The sequence below is a fragment of the Seonamhaeicola sp. S2-3 genome (assembly GCF_001971785.1).
Classification (GTDB): domain Bacteria; phylum Bacteroidota; class Bacteroidia; order Flavobacteriales; family Flavobacteriaceae; genus Seonamhaeicola.
In genome coordinates this window covers 2904259-2924908 of record NZ_CP019389.1, presented here as the reverse complement: position 1 = coordinate 2924908, position 20650 = coordinate 2904259, and the positions used below count along the sequence as shown (strand labels likewise).

15 protein-coding genes are annotated in these 20650 nt (G+C 29.7%); all 15 read left to right on the top strand.

Features of this window, described 5'->3' with window-relative positions; all coding sequences use genetic code 11:
• Positions 1 to 181: 181 nt before the first annotated feature.
• The 15 genes from BWZ22_RS12715 to BWZ22_RS12645 all read left to right on the top strand — a co-directional run bounded on the left by BWZ22_RS12715 (position 182) and on the right by BWZ22_RS12645 (position 20290).
• Positions 182 to 439 carry a hypothetical protein gene (locus BWZ22_RS12715; protein ID WP_157607964.1) on the top strand — a complete coding sequence of 86 codons (258 nt, stop codon included), beginning with the start codon at positions 182 to 184 and terminating at the stop codon, positions 437 to 439.
• Between the two features lie 52 nt (positions 440 to 491).
• The gene (locus BWZ22_RS12710; RefSeq protein ID WP_076700523.1) at positions 492 to 1769 is read left to right on the top strand and encodes a 6-bladed beta-propeller; all 1278 of its coding nucleotides are present in this window, start codon (positions 492 to 494) and stop codon (positions 1767 to 1769) included.
• Entirely contained in the window at positions 1769 to 2347 is a 579-nt protein-coding gene (locus BWZ22_RS12705; RefSeq protein ID WP_076700522.1) for a hypothetical protein, read from the top strand. Before BWZ22_RS12710 ends, BWZ22_RS12705 begins: the two co-directional genes overlap by 1 nt.
• Before the next feature lie 41 nt (positions 2348 to 2388).
• Positions 2389 to 3489 (top strand): efflux RND transporter periplasmic adaptor subunit, encoded by a 1101-nt coding sequence (locus BWZ22_RS12700; RefSeq protein WP_076700519.1) that lies wholly within the window; start codon positions 2389 to 2391, stop codon positions 3487 to 3489.
• A 9-nt stretch (positions 3490 to 3498) separates the two neighbouring features.
• Positions 3499 to 6579, top strand: a complete 3081-nt coding sequence (locus BWZ22_RS12695; protein ID WP_076700517.1) for an efflux RND transporter permease subunit — start codon at positions 3499 to 3501, stop codon at positions 6577 to 6579.
• A complete protein-coding gene (locus BWZ22_RS12690; protein ID WP_076700514.1) occupies positions 6576 to 8093 on the top strand; it encodes a TolC family protein in 1518 nt (505 codons plus the stop codon). The genes BWZ22_RS12695 and BWZ22_RS12690 overlap by 4 nt, the downstream gene beginning before the upstream one ends.
• 481 nt (positions 8094 to 8574) lie before the next feature.
• The gene (locus tag BWZ22_RS12685; protein ID WP_076700512.1) at positions 8575 to 8913 is read left to right on the top strand and encodes a hypothetical protein; all 339 of its coding nucleotides are present in this window, start codon (positions 8575 to 8577) and stop codon (positions 8911 to 8913) included.
• A gap of 78 nt (positions 8914 to 8991) precedes the next feature.
• Complete coding sequence (locus BWZ22_RS12680; RefSeq protein WP_076700510.1) at positions 8992 to 10146, top strand: 6-bladed beta-propeller; 1155 nt, start codon at positions 8992 to 8994, stop codon at positions 10144 to 10146.
• Positions 10147 to 10168: 22 nt separating this feature from the next.
• On the top strand, positions 10169 to 10795 hold the full coding sequence (locus BWZ22_RS12675; protein ID WP_076700508.1) for a hypothetical protein: 627 nt from the start codon (positions 10169 to 10171) through the stop codon (positions 10793 to 10795).
• Between the two features lie 12 nt (positions 10796 to 10807).
• Positions 10808 to 11974, top strand: a complete 1167-nt coding sequence (lepB, locus tag BWZ22_RS12670) for a signal peptidase I (protein ID WP_076700506.1) — start codon at positions 10808 to 10810, stop codon at positions 11972 to 11974.
• Positions 11975 to 11998: 24 nt separating this feature from the next.
• Positions 11999 to 15142, top strand: coding sequence for an efflux RND transporter permease subunit (locus BWZ22_RS12665; protein ID WP_076700504.1), 3144 nt, complete (start codon positions 11999 to 12001; stop codon positions 15140 to 15142).
• 567 nt (positions 15143 to 15709) lie between these two features.
• A complete protein-coding gene (locus BWZ22_RS16800) occupies positions 15710 to 16708 on the top strand; it encodes a hypothetical protein (protein WP_198027612.1) in 999 nt (332 codons plus the stop codon).
• Between the two features lie 10 nt (positions 16709 to 16718).
• Positions 16719 to 16916, top strand: coding sequence for a hypothetical protein (locus BWZ22_RS12655; RefSeq protein WP_157607963.1), 198 nt, complete (start codon positions 16719 to 16721; stop codon positions 16914 to 16916).
• A gap of 134 nt (positions 16917 to 17050) precedes the next feature.
• On the top strand, positions 17051 to 18277 hold the full coding sequence (gene lepB, locus BWZ22_RS12650) for a signal peptidase I (protein WP_083692337.1): 1227 nt from the start codon (positions 17051 to 17053) through the stop codon (positions 18275 to 18277).
• A gap of 15 nt (positions 18278 to 18292) precedes the next feature.
• Positions 18293 to 20290, top strand: a complete 1998-nt coding sequence (locus tag BWZ22_RS12645; RefSeq protein WP_076700498.1) for a transglutaminase-like domain-containing protein — start codon at positions 18293 to 18295, stop codon at positions 20288 to 20290.
• Positions 20291 to 20650 lie beyond the last annotated feature (360 nt).

The following is a 20650-nucleotide window of genomic DNA, read 5'->3' as shown; positions in this document are numbered from 1 at the left end:
TTTAAAAAAGATTTTAGTAGTCTAATGTATTAGTCTATTACATATTCTAAAAGTAGTATGCCTTATAAAACTTAAAATATTAATAAGTATAAATTTAAAATTTAATAAAATGAAAAAAACGATAAAAGCAATTGGATTTCTAGCGGCATTTGTGCTGGCTATGTTTTTAAACACAAATGCAGTGGAAAGTAGAAAATTTAATTTAGCTGATGCTATATCTATGAATACTGCCAATGCAGAATGTCCGTGGTGGAATTCTGATTGTGATGAAGAGCCTTATGCTGATGAACCAGTGAGTTATCAGAGAAAGTGTACCTCATGGATTTATCACGATGACGGTAGAGTTGAAGAAAGCTATTATTGGGTACCTGGTGGGATAGATTGTGTGCCAGAATTTGGTCCTTGGGCGAATTGTACTCCTTTCGATCCTTCTTGCTAATTTAACAACGGGTGGGTTAAAAATCTACCCTTTAAAAAAAATAAATATAAAAATGAAGAGTATTATAAGTTTAAAAGTATCAATAATTTTATTAATTTCTTTGTTTTACAGTTGTAGACATACATCTAATAACGAAACAATTTTAAATAGTATTGGTGCAAAGGGGCATAAAGAGCAAATTGAAATTAACAAGGATGATATCAAATTATTTGATATATATAATAATGGGGCCGAAAAAGTAGTGATTCCAAAAAATGTACTAGGTTCTTTAAAGATTAATTTGGCAGATCTGATTTCTAGTATAGAAATTATACCTTTAGAGACCTCACCAAATAGCATTATAGGAAAAGTCCATAACATCTTATTCTGTTCAAACTATTATTTTATTCATGATAAAAGAAATAATAAATTATTGCGCTTTAATCATAATGGTGAATTTTTAAACAATATAGGAACAATAGGGAAAGGTCCCGGAGAGTTACTTAGCATTAGTGATATTGCCATTAATGATAAAAAGAAGTTTATTTCAATTCTAGATACTAAACTTAGAAAAATATTTAGGTATAAGTTTTCAGGAGAAATTATAGACTCAAGGCCGTTGTATTATATGATTTGGCAGCATGAGTATGGAGAACACAACTCAATTTTTACTGCCAGCAAAGTGCAAAAAAACCTTCGAACTCCTTCAATAGCCTCGTATAGTCTTATTTTAGCAGATAGTAATTCAGTTCCATTGGGACTAGGTTTTAAAAACCCAGACAATCCTAATTCATTAGTCTCTAGAAAGCCTCTGCGAAAGTTTGGTGATAAGATATATTATCATCACCCATATTCTGACGGTATTTGGAGAGTTGATGATAGTGGATTGGTACCTGAAATCAAATTTGAGTATGATGAAAAAGGTTTGCCAAGTGATGCTTGGGAAAGAAATCTGAATAGTGATGAATTTAGACAGCTACTTTCTAATCACTTATACTTTTCAGGTGATTATTTAATAGCAGGTAAATTTTGTTTTTTTGAAGTTTTTGGAAATGAAAGGGGAGCATTTTTGTTTTATAATAAGGAATCTAAATCTTTGATGTACGGTAATGGCTTTAAGTTTAATAAAGAAAAACCTCTAACTATACTGGTAACCCCCCCTCTTGCATGTAAAAATGATGGCACTTTTATTGGTATACGAGAATCTAATGATATATACGGATTAAAGAATCATATTTGGGCGAATGAAAAAATTAAAAAGTATGTAAAAGAGAGTGATTGGGAAAAAATAAGTAAAATAAAACAAATGGATAACCCAGTTATAATAACTTACAAATTAAAGGACTTTTGATGAATAAAAACTGGCTATATATTGGTGTATTATTATTTATGTTCTTTTTTTTAGGTTCATTTTATATTTACTCATTAGAAGAATATAAAAATGTATCGCAAAAACAAAATGATGAAATAGTAGAGTTAAAATCTAGGGTTTTATTACAATCAAAGTATTCAGGGTTTTTTAAATTTCCAGATAATTATGTGTTACAATCTATTGAAGGCAATTCAAAACTTGTTGAAGATGTTTTTTATGATTTAACTATTGTATTATATATAAGTTCTCGTTTTTGTGATTCATGTATTGAAGACTCTCTTGCAAAAATAAAAAATAGTGGTAAGAAATATATAATTGTTTCTAATGGTTTTTCTTTAAGGGAATTGAAGTTAATAAAAAAAGAAAAGGAAATAAGCGCCCCTATGTATTCAATAATGAACAACAATATTTCTTTTTACAGAAATATGGAAAACGCATCTTATCCATATTATTTTACAATAGACGAGGATTTAGAGGTTTCAAATGTCTTTTTCCCTATAAAATCTTCAACAAATTTAGAGGATAGATATTTTAAGCAAATAAACAATATTGATTGAAGTGTCAAAAACACAAATATTAACAAGTATTAATATAGAGAATGAGTAAAAAACGTCAAAATTTAACACGCTGTATTTTTTTAATGATTTGTTTTAGCATTTTATTGAACTGCAACAAACCCAAAGAAAATAAAGAAAAATCCATTAACAAAAAACAATATCTCCCCGAAAAAAACGAGGTAGATATTTTGGTTTTAGATAAAGGGGCATTCAAGAAAGAACTCGTCAGTAACGGTAGGCTTGTAGCTTTAGAAAAAAGCGAATTAAAATTCAATGTAAGCGAAAAACTCAATAACATTTACGTTAAAAATGGAGATTATGTTACAAAAGGGCAGCTATTGGCTAGTTTAGATGCTTTTACTTACCATCAAAAAGTAAATAAAGCAGAAATAGATTTAAAACAAGCCACTTTAGAGTTTAACGATTTACAAATTCGACGCGGTTTTAATGCCGATAATAAAGATGCCATTCCCAAAGAAGAATATGAGATGATGGCTATTAAGTCTGGTTATAAAAATGCCCTTCATCAATTAGAAAATGCGCAATTCGATTTAAAATCCACCAAACTTATAGCGCCTTTTAGTGGTAAAATAGCCAATATAGATAGTAAAAAACACGATCAGATCAATTCGGGCAAAGCATTTATTACGTTAATAAATGATGCTGTCTTTGAGGTGGAATTTTATGTGATAGAATCTGAACTTAAAGATATTAAATCAAAAGATAAAATATCAATTGAACCTTTTGCAACAAGTAAATCTTACGAAGGCGCCATAACCACCATAAATCCACAGGTTGAAAAAGATGGCACTATTTTAATAAAAGCCCAAGTGAAAAATGATGGTCATTTATTAGAAGGCATGAATGTTAAGGTCTTTATTAAAAAGGACATTCCAGATCAATTTGTCGTGCCTAAATCGGCAGTCGTTTTAAGAGATAATCAAGAGGTGTTATTTACGGTTAAAAACGGTAAAGCCTATTGGACTTATATCCTGAAAACACTTGAAAACAGTAAAGCCTATGCTGTGATACCCCATCCAGATAAAAGTAGTGCATCTTTAACTGTAGGAGATACTATTATTATCTCCAACAACTTAAATTTAGCTCATGATAGTGAGGTAAGTGTTAAAAATAGTCATTAATAAATATTTATGGTAAAATTTTTAATACATAAACCCATCGCTGTTTTAATGACGGCTTTAGGTATTCTTATTTTAGGCGTATATGCTTTTGGGTTTATCCCTGTTTCCTTAATGCCTGATATAGATGTGCCAGAGATTACTGTTCAGGTACAAGCAGATAACATGTCGGCAAGACAATTAGAAGATGCTATTGTAAAACCTTTACGATACCGTTTAATGCAAGTGAGTCATTTAAAGGATATAAAAAGTGAAACGAGTAAAGCATCTGGAGTTATACGATTAAGTTTTACGCACGGCACCAATATAGACTACGCGTTTATAGAAGTCAATGAAAAGATAGACCGTATTATGGGTGGGTTGCCAAAAACTGTAAAACGACCTAAAGTTATAAAGGCTAGTGCTACAGATATTCCTGTTTTTTATTTAAGCATGTCAATTAATGAGGCTAAGGGTAATATTAAAAATGGGAAAAATGAAACGAGCAGTTTATACCCTGTATCTCAGAAATTTGTAGATTTTAATCGTTTTACCAATCAAGTTATTCGAAAGCGCATAGAGCAGGTTAACGAGGTTGCTATGGTAGATATTAGTGGATTGGTGTCTTCTGAAATTATTATTATACCAAATCAAAATAAATTAGATGCTCTGGGGATTAGCTTAGAAAATTTAGAATCTAGTATAAAGAAAAATGACTTAGATATAGGGAGTTTATTAATAAAAGACAATCAGTACCAATACGATGTGCGCTTAGGCACTTCATTAAATACCATAAAAGATATTGAGTCCGTTTATATCAATCACCAAAATCGCGTATTTCAGTTAAAAGAACTAGCCGAAGTTATTGAACATCCGCAAAAGAGGACAGGATTGGTTTTGTCTCAGGGTGATGAAGCCTTAACCATGGCTATTATAAAACAAAGTGATGCTAAAATGAACGATTTAAAAGCATCACTAAATAAACTAATAAAAGCGTTAAAAAAGGACTATCCGCATATTAATTTTTCAATAACTAGAGATCAAACTAAACTATTAGATTATGCTATAAACAATTTATTTCAAAGTTTATTATGGGGTATGTTATTGGCTTTTATAGTCATGTTTTTTTTCTTAAAAAATATAACATCTCCTTTATTAATAGGGATTACTATACCAACCTCTATTATTATTTGTTTATTGTTTTTTCATTTGTTAAATATTTCAATAAATATTATATCGCTTTCTGGTTTGGTGTTGGGTATTGGGCTTATGATAGATAATTCTATTATTGTTATAGATAATATAACCCAATATAGAGAGCGTGGTTATAATTTATCTAAGGCTTGTGTTACGGGAACTACAGAGGTTATAAAACCTTTGTTAAGTTCAGCCTTAACCACCTGTGCGGTGTTTATTCCTTTAGTGTTTTTAAGTGGTGTTAGTGGGGCTTTGTTTTACGATCAAGCCATGGCTATAAGCATAGGTTTATTTATTTCCTTTTTTGTTTCTATTACATTATTACCTGTATTGTACCGTTTGTTTCATTTAAGAAAAACGAAAACATCACATAAAATAAATCGTTTTCTAACTGAAATAAACACAGTAAACTACGCTGATGTTTATGAAAAAGGATTCCGTTGGGTAATGCGAAAACAGCAAATATCTTGGGGTATAAGTCTTTTGCTTTTGGTTGCCGCAATGGCATTATTTACTGTATTACCAAAATCTCAAATGCCTCAATTTTCTAGCTCAGAAACCATACTGAAAATAGATTGGAACGCGCCTATTAATGTTGACGAAAACAAACGCAGAGTTCTAGAGTTATTAAAACCTGTAACCAAAGATTTAATTAATCAAACGGCACTCGTAGGTACGCAACAATTTCTATTAGATAAAAATGCGGACGCTAAAACTTCTGAAACTACTATTTACATTAAAACCAAATCGCAAACAGCATTATTTAAAATAATTGATACTTTGAGCGATGCTCTTAAGTTAGCTTACCCTAATGCGAATTATAATTTTCAAGATGTAGATAATATTTTTAGTTTAATATTTTCTAATAAAGACGCGCCTTTAGTTGCTCGTTTAAGGCATGTAGAAAATTTAGGAAGTCAACAAAACGAACAGTTAAAAACTCTTTGGTATCAAATACAAAGCCACCTAAATGATATCACATTAAAACCTATAGCATGGGAAGATCATATTACACTTATAGCCGACCAAGAAAAGTTAATAACCTATAATGTGGCTTCTAGCACATTATTTAACACCTTAAAAAGCGCTTTTAACGAACGTGAAATTTTGTCTATAACTGATAATCAAAATTTTGTTCCTGTTATACTAGGAAATCAAACTAAGCATCTTAACGCTATTTTAAATGAAACTACGGTAAAGGCGAAAGATAGTGCTGTTTTTCAAATAAAAAACTTTATAAAAACAGTAAAGGCTAAAGATTTAAAAACCATAACAGGAGGTACAGAGGGAGAATATTTTCCTGTTCAATTTAATGTTAATGATAATCAGGTTGAATCTACTATAAATAAGGTAAAGGAGGTAGTAAGTCATAATTCGTGGTTTGATGTTAGTTTTTCAGGGAGCTTTTTTTCAAACAAAGAACTCATGGGAGAGCTTAAAATTGTTTTATTAATTTCTTTAGTACTGCTTTACTTTATTCTAGCCTCGCAATTTGAGTCTTTTGTTTTGCCGCTCATCATATTACTAGAAGTGCCTATAGATTTAGCAGGCGCATTTTTGTTCTTAAAATTGTTTGGCATGAGTATTAACCTTATGTCTATGATAGGCCTCGTGGTTATGGCCGGTATTATTATAAACGATTCTATTTTAAAAATAGATACTATAATTCAATTACAACACCAAGGCTTTTCCTTGGTCAAAGCCTTGTTCGTAGCAGGACAAAGACGTTTAAAACCAATATTAATGACAAGTTTAACAACCATTCTAGCCCTAGTGCCTTTATTGTTTTCTAGTGGATTAGGCGCAGAGTTACAAGCGCCTTTAGCGGTGGCTTTAATTGGTGGGATGCTACTTGGGACTTTAGTAAGTCTGTACTTTATTCCACTTTGTTATTATCATTTTACTAAGAAAATATGAAGGTAAATAAGCATATATTACAAATAGGACTAGGAATAAGCATCTTTTTAAATTGTGCTTCTATCATAGCACAACAGCAAGGAGTGCTAAAGGATTATCAAAAAGGTGTAACGCTTAATGATATTTTAAAACTGGCCAGTAAAAACTCCTTAGATGTATTTAAGGCGAAACGAAAATATGGCGTTAATTATTGGCAGTTTCGATCTTTTAAATCGAGTTTACTCCCTAAAATTGATTTTGAAACGAGACCCTTTACATTTAATAGGGCGTTGATTGAACGTTATGATTCCGAACAAAATATAGATGTATTTAGGCAGCAACAAACTATAAATAGTTTCGCTAATTTGTCGCTGAGTCAAAACATAGCAGCAACAGGTACACGTTTATTTATAAATTCTAGTTTTAATAGGCTTGAGAATTTTGGCGATTTACAAACCGAAAGTTATAATGCAACCCCTGTACGAATTGGTTTGTCGCAACCCATAATGGCTTTTAACCCCTTTAAATGGCAACAAAAAACAGCGCCTTTAGAATTTCAAAAAGCGAAACAAGATTTTTTATACGAGTTACAAACCATTAATTTAAAATCGGTTGACTTATTTTTTAAATGGGCATTAGCCAGTAAAAAAGTTGAAATGGCCAAAGAGAATAAAACGACAGCAGAAAAACTTTTTAAAATTGGCAAACAACGCTACGATTTAATAGCAATAGAACGCGATGAACTTTTAAAGTTAGAATTAGATGTTTATAACGCTAATACTAATTTAACCGAAAACTTGCAAAACTTACAAAAGACAGAAGCAGAATTACAACTGTTTTTAAGAGACCAGTTACCCCAAGATGCCCTTCCAGAGCTCCCTGAATTAATAACAGATTTAAGTATAGACTTAAATAAGGCTATTGATTTGGCTTATCAAAACAACCCAGACATACTCGACTTAAAACTTAGAAAAATTGAGGCCTTAAGGGATTTAGATAAAGCCATAAAAGATAATCGTTTTGATTTATCATTAAACGCTAGCTATGGTTTAAACCAACAAGCTAACACGTTTGTAGATGCTTATGGCAGATTTTTAGACCAGCAAATGGTTTCTGTACAATTAACTGTACCTATATTAGATTGGGGAGAACGTAAAGGGAAAATAAAAACAGCAAAAATGAATAAAGATGTTGTGGATATTGAACTACAACAAAACGAGGAAAACTACAAGCAAGATGTTACCCTAAATGTATTAGATTTTAATCTGCAAAAAGAATTGGTAGATGGTGCATTAAGAACTAGAGATATAGCCAAGGAATCTTATAACCTAACAGAAAAACGGTTTTTATCTGGAAGTGTCGATTTTTTAAACTTAACGGCATCGCGAAAAGCATGGCAACAAGCTAACGAGAATTACATTAGAACTTTACAAAACTATTGGGCTATTTACTATAAAGTACAACAGCTAACACTATATAACTTTATTGATGATAAACCATTGATACAAGATTTTGAAAACATACTGGAAAATTAATATTAGATATTATGACTTACCTAGAACGAAAAGAAAAAGAAAAACACTTATTGTATTTAATTGAACAGAAACGATTAAATTCATTGGAAAAGGTAGCGAATAACTACGGCTGTAGTATCAGAACGATAAAAAGAATGCTAGAAAACCTAAGAAACGAAGGCAAATCCATAGTGTATTGCAGAAAAAGTAATACATATTTTTTAGAAAAATAGCAAAGTGTCAGAATTTGTACCTATGGGGCTTTAAATTTGTAATAATCTAATAAAAAAACCTCTGAGCATTGAGTTAAAAAATATAATCACAAATTGTTTAACTAAAAATTCATGCCAATGACATAAATATAAATAATACCCAGAGGAGGTTTTTATATAAAACCAAACAAGTTATTTGGATAATAGGTTGTTTAACATTCTACAAAAGTAGTGTTTCCTTTAAAACTTTTGAAAAATTAAATTTTTATTTAAAATTAAAATTTCACAAAATGAAAAAAATAACAGGAATATTAGGTGTCATAATGATTGTGGCAGTTGCTTTTTTAAATGTATCGTCCATTCTTCAAACTGATAGAGATATTAATTTAGCTTCGTTAAATATAATTCAAAGTGCTAATGCAGAAGGGGTATACGGTCCAGGAAACAAAATTAAAGTGGGCTTTCCGGCCTATACTACAGAAAGAATAGTTTATTATAATACTGGCACGCCTGAGGCATATTCGTGTGTTAAAACTTGTCATTATTCAGCTTCCACAGCTTGTTGGCCAGGAGGTTCATCAGCTTGTTCCCCAACATCACCAATAGTTACTTGTATCGAAATTTGTTAACAAATTAGTTTATGCTTTTGTGATTAATAAATTTAATTTACAAAGGCTTAAATGTTTTTTCATAAAACTTTTAATTAAATGAATAAAATATATTTTACTTTAAACATAATACTACTATTACTTTTTAATGCTTGTAGTAAAAGTGAGAAGTTAGAAAATTCTACAACAATACAGGTAAATGTTGAAGATAATTATGGTGAAGGCAGTTTTGAAGAATATTTTTCTTCATCTTCTATTGTTCCCTTAGAAACAAATGAGGTTTCTATTTTAAGTGGCATTGACAGAATAAGTATGCAAGATGATAAAATTTTTATTTTAGACAGAAAGCTAAGAGGTGTTTTTATTTTTGATAACACTGGTAAGTTTTTAAATAAGATACAGAAAATTGGAAAAGGGCCAGGTGAATATAGTTTCCTACAAGATTTTACGATTGATTATGAAAAAAAACAACTTATTTTATATTCTAAGGCTCCTAACAAGTTGACAACGTTTAATTTCGAAGGTCAATTTATAGAAGAAGAAAAAATGACGGATTACTATTTTAATATCGGATATCATGATAATAAACTCTTGTTTCTGTACAAAAACCTTGAAAAAAATAAATTGTTTCAGGAATATGATTTAACAACACTCAAGACAAAAAATGAAATTAACATGGATAAGTATGATCATTTTTTTTACTCACTTGGGTGGCGTACTCCCAATATTACAAAAAGTAAAAATATTAATTTAAGTTTAGGATATTCTAAAATTATATATGAATACCATAACAATATTTTTTCACCAAAATATATTGTAGATTTTGGAGAGCATAACACACCAAAAAATATCATCAATCAAATAGATGATGACTTCAAAGGACTTTATCAATACACTACAAAGAATAAATTAGGTTTTGGAATCTCAAATTTTAGAGAAAATGACAACTATATTACTTTTAATTTTTGGGGTAACATGATAGTTATTTACTCTAAAATTTCGAAAAAAGCGAAAACCTTCGACTTATTCCGAGGGCCAAAAGATAAACTTCCATTTCAAAATTATTTCGCCCATGATGGTGACAATAATAAAATATTATCAATATATGAAGCTGAATATTTCAAAAAACAATTAAATATCTATAAAGAGGAGATAAAGCCTTGGGAAAAATTACCTAAATATATTAAGGATATAGATAAAAAAGTATCAAGTAACGATAACCCATTGTTAATTATTTATTCATTTAAAAAATAAGTCGCTTTTTTATTAATCTAATATGACAAATAGAAAATACGTTATTATAATTTCGCTTATTGTTTTAAATGGTTTCTTAATAATTAAACTTAACAATTATTCCAAAGTTATTAAGGATATTAGCACTGTTTTAAAAAATAAGAAAAAAGAACTTCTAGAATTAGAACAAAATATTATTGAAGTAGGTAAAAGTGAAAATATTAAATTGAATGAAAACATTAAGTTAATAGATGCAAACGGAAATATTATTTTAACCAAAGATATATTTAAAAAAAACACTCTTGTTTTTCGTTATTCGGAATCTAACTGCACAGATTGTATAAAAGCAGAATTTATTGCAATATTGAAAAATAATGCACTAATTGCAAATGATATTTGTTTAATAGTACATTATAGAAATCCAAGAGATTTACATGTTTTTTCAAAAGTTTTACAGAATAGAGGTCTTAAAAATTTTAAAATGTATTTGCTTCCTGATAAAGGTTTAAATACTCCCGCTGATAAACTTAATATGCCCTATTATTTCTGTATTGATTCAACTTTAAGAACATCCAATTTTTTTATACCTCATAAAGATAAGTCACAATTATCAGAAAGTTATTTGATTAACGTCTCTAAAAATTTTCTTAGCAATAATACAGTTCGATAACTCGCCAATTTCATGAAAAAACGGGTGATTTTTTTGCTAATTACTGTTTTGGTTTTGACAATAACAGGTCTGTTTTGGTTAGTATTAGGTATTTTGGTATTCTCTATACTGTGTTTTATCTCATTTTTGTTGCTTTCCCAAATTAGACAATCCATAGTAAAGAAAGCAATAAAAAGTATTTTAATTTTTACCGGGGTACTAATTGTGGTAATAAGCATAAAACTGTTTGCTTTTAACATTTTTAGAATTCCCAGTTCCTCCATGAAAAATGCTTTGTTTCCTAATGATGTCATTATAATTAACAAACTAAAATACGGCCCACGGTTACCACGCTCTCCTTTTGATATTCCCTTGGTAAACATAGGATACTATTTCAATGAAAATGCAAAAAAACGTTTTAAAGAGTATTGGTGGCCTTATCGAAGATTTTCAGGAACGGCCTCAATAGAACAAGGAGATGTTATCGTTTTTAACTCCCCTTGGGAAAAAGACTTTATTTTAGTAAAACGCTGTGTGGCCATCTCTGGTGACACGTTGCATATAGAAAATGGCATAGTTTATACTAACGGTAAAGTTTTTAAAGTTAACACTGAAAAACATAAATATAAGTTTGAAATAATAACCGAGAAAAAGGCCTTTCGTAAAACATTAAATGGACAAGGTTTGAGTCATGTTAACTTTATGAAAAGTAGTAGTGAGCATGTTTTAAAATCTAAATTATCTCAGAATGAAGTAGATATCATTAAAAACACAGAAAGTGTTAAGAATTTTCAGTTGATATTAGATACTTTTAATCTTGACAGAAAGTTGCTAGCAAAATTACCCAACAAAAACTGGACTTATGATAACATGGGGCCATTTATAATACCAAAAATAGGGTTACAAATTGATTTAAACCAAGATAATTTTTTATTGTATAACCAAACCATTAACAAATTTGAAAACGCGAATTTAAAATATGTTGACGGTAAGGTTTATGTTGACGGCAAAATAGCTTCAACTTATACTTTTAAGAAGAACTATTATTTTATGATGGGTGATAATAGAAAAGCAACTGCAGATTCTAGAGCATGGGGTTTTTTACCTGAGGAAAACATTATTGGTAAGGTACAATGCGTGTTATTTTCGAATTTTAAAAATAAATTTCAATGGAATCGTTTATTAAAAAGTGTAGATTAGTATTAAATAATATTGGTACGTAATATGAAACTCAAGTTTTCTTCCTTTACTATACTTACTGTCTTTATATGTCTGTCAATAATTGGTGCAAGTTTAATACCACTATTAAGCATTCAATTAACACCATCAAAAACCAAAACTACTATCAATGTAAATTATAGGTGGCAAGATGCTTCTGCAAAAGCTATAGAGCAAGAAGTTACTTCTAAACTAGAAGGTGTTTTTAATACTATTAAGGGTGTAAAAAGTATAAGTTCTACCTCTGATAAAGGTCGCGCAAACATATCAATTACATTTAAAAAAAACACCAATTTAGATGCTGTTAGGTTTGAACTAGCTAACCTAATTAGGCAATCGCATTCTGAACTCCCAGATGGAGTAAGTTATCCAAACCTTTCTTTAAGTGCACCAAATGAAAATAAATCGCCTATTTTATCTTATAGCATCAATGCTAACGAAAGTCCATATTATATTAAAAAATATGCGGAGCAGCATATACTCCCTAAGCTATCCACAATTAAGGGTGTAAATAAAGTAAATGTTAATGGTGCAGCCCCTTTTGAATGGGTTATTGTATATGACACCAAAGTGCTTTATCAACTAAAACTTTCTGTAAATGATATCCAAAGTGCCATCAATACCTATCTTAACACAAAAGAATTAGGGAATGCTGTTTTTAAAAGACCGAATAATTCCGTTGACAATGAACTATCATTAAACCTAGCTTACAAACCAGAAACTGAAATAAACTGGAATACCATTCCTATAAAAAAGATATCAAATAGAGTTATTTACTTAGAGAATATTGCAAAAGTGACTTACAAGGAAGCTGATGTAAATAGTTATTATAGAATAAATGGTTTAAATACTATTAATATGACCATTTATGCAGAACAAGATGTTAACACTATTGATTTAGCAAATGTTGTAAAAACTAAAGTTACTGATTTAATTAAAGAATTAGATACAGGTTATACCATTAAGCTAACTCATGACACAACAGAATATGTGGTTGAGGAATTGCAGAAAATTCAAAAACGCACTTTGTTTTCGTTTCTTATTTTATTAATCTTAATTCTTATTATTAATAGAAGCTTTAAATATTTAGCTGTTTTATTTCTAAGCATTATAACAAACCTTCTTATTGCCATTATTTTTTATTATCTATTCCATGTAGAACTCCAACTATATTCTTTTGCAGGTATTACCATTTCTTTCGGGATTATTATAGATAATAGTATCATCATGATAGATCATATAAGACACAAAGGTAATAAAAAAGCGTTTTTAGCTATTTTAGCGGCAACATTAACGACTATAGGCGCACTAATGATTATCTTTTTATTAGAAGAAAGTCAACAAGCCGATTTGTTGGATTTCGCTTTGGTTATTGCTATAAATATTGGTGTGTCTTTATTAGTATCGCTGTATTATGTGCCAGCGCTTTTAGAGAAAATGAAGGTGTCTAATAAACGTGTTAAATTTTCAAGGAAACGCAAAAGAAGAATTATAAGGTTTACAAATTTTTATTCACGAATTATTTTTTGGATGAAAAGACCACGCTATAAATGGGCGTTTATCTTAATTTTTATATTAGGTTTCGGTATTCCTTTTCATTTATTACCAAAAGAACTAGATGGTGATGATTTTTACATAAATATTTATAATAAAAGTATAGGAACAGAATGGTTTGCTAATGATGTAAGACCCACTTTAGAAAAAATAATTGGAGGTGCTTTAAGGTTGTTTACTGAAGATGTTTTTGAAAATTCTCATTATTCTGAACCTGAAAGAACCACATTACGAGTTACGGGTAAAATGCCTGATGGATGTACTATTCAACAACTTAATGAAGCCATCAATAAAATGGAATCTTATTTAAGTCGATTTGATGAAATTGAATTGTTTGAAACACGTATATCGAGTTATAGAAATTCTAATATTTCCATTTACTTTAAAGAGGATCATGAGTTTAGTGGCTTCCCATACACTTTAAAAAGTTTACTGGAATCTAAAGCCATTAGTCTTGGCGGATTAGATTGGGCAGTTACTGGTGTTGGTAGAGGATTTTCAAATGCCTTAGGGACGGGCTCCAAACAAAATAGGATTATTTTAGAAGGTTATAATTATGATAAATTGTATGGGTATGCAGAACAATTGCAACAGCAATTAATTGATGGTTCAAATTCACGTGTTAAAGATGTAGAAATAACTAGCGGGAGTTGGCGAGATAATGCTTTGTATGAGTATTATTTAGACTTTGATACCAATAAACTGGCACTTGCTAATGTGTCTCAAAATCAATTATATGGCTACTTAAAAAGTCAAGTCCATTCTGGACGTCTCGCACCGATAACCAATAATAATGAATTACAACATGTAAAGTTAGTTTCAGATAAATACAAAAAGTTTAATGTTTGGGACTTAAAAAATACACCAATAACTATTCAGAATAAGCAATATAAGTTAAACCAATTAGCGTCCATAGAAAAAAAGAAAACCGGAAATACTATTAAAAAGAACAATCAGCAATACAGTTTGACTGTTGCTTACGATTTTTTAGGAACAACACAGCTAGCTCAAAGAGTCAGAGAAAGCGCCATTGAAAACTTTGAACCTAAGCTACCACTTGGTTATAAAGTTTTTGAACAAAAGTATAGACGTTGGAATAAAAAAGAAAAAACACAATATTATTATTTATTTATAGTCATCGCTATTATATTTTTTATTTGTGCCATTCTTTTAGAATCATTAAAACAGCCCTTTGCAATAATTAGTATGATTCCTATTTCATTCATTGGCGTGTTTTTAACGTTCTATCTATTCGATTTTAATTTTGATCAGGGAGGTTATGCGTCCTTTATTTTGCTTTGTGGTATAAGTGTAAATTCAGCATTATACATTATTAATGATTTTAATAATTTAAAAAAGGATTACCCAAATAGAAACAATAGCTCCCTATACTTCAAGGCATTTAATTATAAAATAATTCCTGTAGTGTTAACTATAGTATCTACGATTGTAGGATTAATACCTTTTGTATGGCATGGACAAAACGAAGCCTTTTGGTTTTCATTCGCTGTAGGTTCTATTGGAGGTTTAATTTTTTCTTTGATGGGGATATTTTTCTATTTGCCTTTATTCTTAAGGACAAGTAAGAGAGTTTGAAATGGGAGTATTATACCTAATATTAAAATTTATAAAATAAATATAATGATAAATAAAAAGTTGCTGATAGTATTTGTTTTAGGTTTAGTTTTCTTTTCATGTAGTAAAAATAAAAAGCCAAAAGAGTGGAGACTATTAAAACCTCTAAAGTAGAACATGAATTTTAGTATACCTTGAAAAAGACATGGGTATTACGGAAAAACCACAATACATCTTTAAGAAAGTAGTAAATATCTTCTAAAAAAAATAGCAAAGTGACAGAATTTGTCCCTGTGAGGTTTTAATTTTGGGAAATCAACAAAAATTATAAAACCTCTGAGCATATTAGGTTAAAAAATATAATCACAAATTGTTTAACTAAAAATTCATGCCAATGACATAAATAACAATAACACCCAGAGGAAGTCTTTAATTTTATTGACTAAATCGTTTATGAAGTCATAAAACGATTTAATATTCTGCAAAAGTAGTATTTCCTTCAAGACTTTTGAAAAATGTTAAATAAAAATCAATATAAAAATTTTAAAAATGAAAAAAATAATTTATTTAGCATTTATTGCAATGCTTATGGTATTTAATTCTTGCTCAGATAAACAAGAATTTGAAGACATATATTATAATGGAGTTAAACCAAATTTTAGTAAATCTGATATTGAGCTAGGTAACCTTTTTGCTGAAAGTTTGAGCAAAACAACAAAGAAGATAAAGAAAGACAACATTGATTTAAAAAACTACTCGACTGTACAAAAACTTTCTTCTGAAGCAACTTCAGAGGTAATTGGTAAGCGGTATGCTATTCCAAAAGAAGAGATGCTGATGTTGGAAGAAAAGAATGTTTCTTTTAAGCAAAATAATAAAAAGGCTAATCAGCAGACACTAACTACCATGCAACAGCGTGCTCTTAACGCAATTGAACATGCGCGTACCCACAGTAAATCGGCACTTGCATTTATGGACAAGCTTGCCGCTATTAACCAAAGAGTTGACGAATTAGTTCCAGAAGGAGAACGACAGGTGTTACATCAAATGATTGCAATTAATTACTATGGGATTAAAGAAATGAATAAGCTGGTAAGAACTGGTTATTTACCAGGAAAAGCTGAGTATAGACCAAAAAAAATAAAAACAGGAACCACAATGGCCTTTAATAATACTAGCCTTTTAGATTTAACAAAAATGGCGCATGCTGATGGTGAAGTAGAGGTGCTTCCCGAAGTGGTTATAATAGTTCCTTCTTCTAATATAGGTGATGGGATTTCATGGTCAGACTGGTATCAACTTCAAGATGCCTATGGAAATGGTTACAGAGATGGCTACGGAGATGGTTCTGATACTGATTATGCATCTGAGGATGATGAAGAGAGTTGGTGGAGTTCATGGGGCAAATGTACAGCAGCCACCCTAGGAGGAGCTGGTACTGGTGCATTAGCGGGGTGGTTTCTTCCTGCTGCAACTTGTACCGTAGTTATTCCTGGAATAGGAACAGTTGCTTGTGGAGCGGTTGGAGCAATTGTTGGTGGTATATCTGGGGCATTAACAGCATTAGGTACTGCTGATGCGTGTTAAAAAACGAATTATGAAAAAAAATGAAAATAGACGGGTAAGGATTATGTTTATAATTATAGGAATTCTATTTTTTAGAAGTTTATTTCTATTTATAGAAAAAGGAGTTCCGAATGGTTTTGATAATTGGAAATTTTATGTATCCCTATTAGGAACTGCTGGCTTTTTAGGTCTTTTTATTTTTTCTATTAAACAAATCATTAATAAATAATGACTTTCTAAAAAACTAGAGTATAAAAAATAGCAGCTAAGGGCTAAACTAAAACGTTTGTTCTTTTCTGCTATTTTTTTAGCTAAAAACTATAGAATTTCTATTCAATAACATCATGAATTTCAGACTTAAAGATGTCAATAACCAACTTACTATCCATTAATATATCAAGTTTGAAGACAATTAGCTTTTCTAACATAAAGAACAAACACTATCTAATTTTGTTTTTTTTGCTATTCATTTTGATAACAGGAAAACTCTGGTTTTTTATGTTTTTAGTAGTATTATGTTTAGTTTACATTATAACTAGCAAGTGGTTATCTCTAATTAAAAATAGTTATTTAAAAAAAGTACTTAAAATCATTTTAAGTTTATTTTTTTTAATGTTAGTTCTATCAAGTTTCAAAACATTCGTTTTCGGAATATTTAGAATACCTAGTCCATCTATGGAAAACACTTTATTTCCTAAAGACGTTATTATAGTAAACAAACTAAAATATGGCCCACGACTACCACGTTCACCTTTTGATATTCTTTTTATAAACATAGCTTACTACTATAACGAAAATGCAAGAAAACGGTTTAAAGAATATTGGTGGCCTTATAAAAGATTTTCTGGTACAGACACTATTAAAAAAGGCGATGTTATCGTGTTTAACTCTCTTTTCAGAAAAGACTTTATTTTAGTAAAACGATGTGTTGCTGTTGCTGGCGATACTTTACAGATAAAAAACGGAATAGTTTATAACAATAGTAAAGTTTTTAAAGTTGAAGCAGTAAAATATAGGTATAAATTTAAGGTAAAGCATAAAACGGCTTTTGATAACGCAATTGACTCTTTAAATTTGGGACATATTAAATTTAGTATCATTCGTCATAATAACTACTTGAAAGCCATATTGTCAGAGGAAGAGGTAGAAAAGATTAAAAACTTAGAAAGCATTGAGAATTTCCAAATAAGTTTAGACCCTTTTAGACCCAAAAGGAAGTTTTTAGCAAAATTACCCAACAAAAACTGGACCTTCGATTCTATGGGGCCATTTGTAATCCCTAAAAAAGGAATGCAAATTGATTTAAACTACGAAAATTATTTGTTGTATGAGAAAACCATTGACAAATTTGAAAAAGTAAACATAAAACATGATGAAGGTAAATTTTATGTTAACGGTAAAATAGCAACAACCTATACCTTTAAAAAAAACTATTATTTTATGATGGGTGATAATAGAAAAGCAAGTTCAGATTCTAGAGTATGGGGATTTTTGCCAGAAGAAAACATTATTGGCAAAGTACATTGTGTATTATTCTCGAATTATAAAAACAAATTTCAATGGAATCGTCTATTAAAAAGTATAGACTAAAAAACACGACCAAAAATGATATTTAAAAGATTAGGTATAGTATTTATTTTTAGTTTAACTTTTTGCTCTTGCAGTAAAGGAAACCTTCCAAAAGAAGTAAAACAAGCACTTTCATTAGCAGGAGAAAATAAAAGCGAGCTTTTAAAAGTGATAAATAAATACAACAAGAAACCTAATGATAGTTTAAAGCTTAAATCTGCTTATTATTTGATAGAAAATATGCCCTATCATTCTTTTAAAAAAGGAAATAAAATTTTTGATGAAGCATTTGTATTAGCTGGTAAAGAACGTGAAAGACAGATAAGAGTAAACCCCCGTGAGAAAAATCCAAAAGACTCCACGTATGCTAAGCTTGGGGTGTTGCTAGATTCAATAACAAAAAACAACAGAACAATAGATACTTCGCCAATTTTACATTATGATTTGAAATATATAGATTCACAATTTTTGATCGATAATATTGAATTAGCGTTTATGGCTCATAAAAAGATGCCATTAGAACTATGCCAAAATTTTGATGATTTTTTATATTATATATTACCTTATAGAGTTGGTCAAGAACCTATTGAAGTTAATAAAAGAAAAGAATTATATGAAGAATATTCATGGGTATATGATTCGTTAAAAACGAATTCTTTGGATGATGTGGTAGCGAAAATATATGACATCAATAGATTTCGAGTGATATCAAAGCGCCATCCTACTTATAATTACCCATATTCATTTTCTCAAATAAACCATATTAAGATTGGAGATTGTACTGATATAACTAATTATATTGTATATATTCTTAGGGCTTTAGGTATTCCAGCAGGTGTTGATTATACTACCAAGTTAGGAAATACAAATAGAAGTGGAGGAGCTCATACATGGGTTTTTTATTTGAATAATGGCAGTCAAAGAGCCTTGAATAGTGGCCCCGTGTATTTTGATTTAGAAAAAACGTTTAAGTTTAGTAGTATTCCTAAAGTTTACAGGCAGCATTATCATAAAAAACAAGAACCTCCCTATGAAGTAACTCATTTATATAGAGATGTTTTTGACGTCGATATTCCTGCTATTTGGAACGTTAATAAACTAACTAATAGTAATACCTTTTTAGGAATTTACGATTCTAATAAAGATCTTTTTAAGATTGCAACAGCTGAAAAGATTAAGAATAATAGTGTCTTTTTTAAAAATATGGGAAACAATATTATATACTTCCCTTATGTTAATGACCCAGATACACCTATTAACTATCCTTTTGAACTTACTAAAGAAGGAAAAGTTATTTTTTTTAATGATACCATTACTTTGCTAGGAAAAGCAAAATTGTTGAGGAAATATCCGCCTTTTAGAATCAAATCAAAAAAACAAAAATATAGAAGAATTGAGGATTTAAATGGAGCAATAATTCAAGGAGCAAATATTGATTCTGATGAACATTATATCAATTTAGATACAATTTCAAAATTCAAGAGTACGCAAAGTATTAAGTTTTATTTCGACACTCCGAAAAAGTATAAGTTTTTTAGGTTTAAAGCCAAGAAATATGGTAGAAAAGTTAGTATTGCTAGTTTTAAATTATTAGATAATAAAAATGGCGAGGTTTTAAAAGATTGGAATAAGTTACTCATAAACAATGAAGAAGAACCTGATGATTATTCCAATATCATTGATGACAATCAGTTATCATATGTAGAAAGAAAATTTTTATCAATAACCTATGCTTTTAGTCAACCCAAGGAAATTTTTGGTTTTGAAATTCAAGCTAGAAATGATCAAAATCATATCAATATAGGAGATGAATATGAGTTACATTATTGGGATAAAAAATGGGTTTCTTTAGGGAAAAAGAAGGCTAATGATACTGTCTTATATTATAATTCAATACCAAAAAACCTATTGTATTTACTAAAAAATAATTCAAGAGGTAAAGAAGAATTTGTTTTTAAATTTGATGACGATGGAAATCAGTTTTGGGTAGGATGCTCAGAATATGAAAATGATAAGTCTTTTTATAATTTGTAGTTAGTCTTAAATATGCTCTCGAATACTCACTAGTACACAGCAATACACTAAAACAATTACAGAATTAAAACACCCTACAAATGCGTACACAGATACAAATAGTTATATGGGAATTTAAAACAACAAGCTACTGGAGGAACCACAAGCACTTTTTTGAAATACCTTTTATTTTTTCTTCTATTTTTTAAGAGTTTTCCCCAATAGAAAGTTAACAATTACAGCAACTAACTAACATATAAATAACCCCTAAATAAAGCATGTTTGTAAAACTAAGAAGAAAAAGCAAGAGGGTAACACGCTCCGCGATGTTACTAATTTTTAATTTACTAATTTTCAATTACTTAATATTAAAAAATTCAT

Coding starts and splice junctions, on each gene's coding strand:
- BWZ22_RS12710 (WP_076700523.1), top strand. CDS start 492: ATGAAGAGTATTATAAGTTTAAAAGTATCAATAATTTTATTAATTTCT.
- BWZ22_RS12705 (WP_076700522.1), top strand. CDS start 1,769: ATGAATAAAAACTGGCTATATATTGGTGTATTATTATTTATGTTCTTT.
- BWZ22_RS12700 (WP_076700519.1), top strand. CDS start 2,389: ATGAGTAAAAAACGTCAAAATTTAACACGCTGTATTTTTTTAATGATT.
- BWZ22_RS12695 (WP_076700517.1), top strand. CDS start 3,499: ATGGTAAAATTTTTAATACATAAACCCATCGCTGTTTTAATGACGGCT.
- BWZ22_RS12690 (WP_076700514.1), top strand. CDS start 6,576: ATGAAGGTAAATAAGCATATATTACAAATAGGACTAGGAATAAGCATC.
- BWZ22_RS12685 (WP_076700512.1), top strand. CDS start 8,575: ATGAAAAAAATAACAGGAATATTAGGTGTCATAATGATTGTGGCAGTT.
- BWZ22_RS12680 (WP_076700510.1), top strand. CDS start 8,992: ATGAATAAAATATATTTTACTTTAAACATAATACTACTATTACTTTTT.
- BWZ22_RS12675 (WP_076700508.1), top strand. CDS start 10,169: ATGACAAATAGAAAATACGTTATTATAATTTCGCTTATTGTTTTAAAT.
- lepB (WP_076700506.1), top strand. CDS start 10,808: ATGAAAAAACGGGTGATTTTTTTGCTAATTACTGTTTTGGTTTTGACA.
- BWZ22_RS12665 (WP_076700504.1), top strand. CDS start 11,999: ATGAAACTCAAGTTTTCTTCCTTTACTATACTTACTGTCTTTATATGT.
- BWZ22_RS16800 (WP_198027612.1), top strand. CDS start 15,710: ATGGTATTTAATTCTTGCTCAGATAAACAAGAATTTGAAGACATATAT.
- BWZ22_RS12655 (WP_157607963.1), top strand. CDS start 16,719: ATGAAAAAAAATGAAAATAGACGGGTAAGGATTATGTTTATAATTATA.
- lepB (WP_083692337.1), top strand. CDS start 17,051: ATGTCAATAACCAACTTACTATCCATTAATATATCAAGTTTGAAGACA.
- BWZ22_RS12645 (WP_076700498.1), top strand. CDS start 18,293: ATGATATTTAAAAGATTAGGTATAGTATTTATTTTTAGTTTAACTTTT.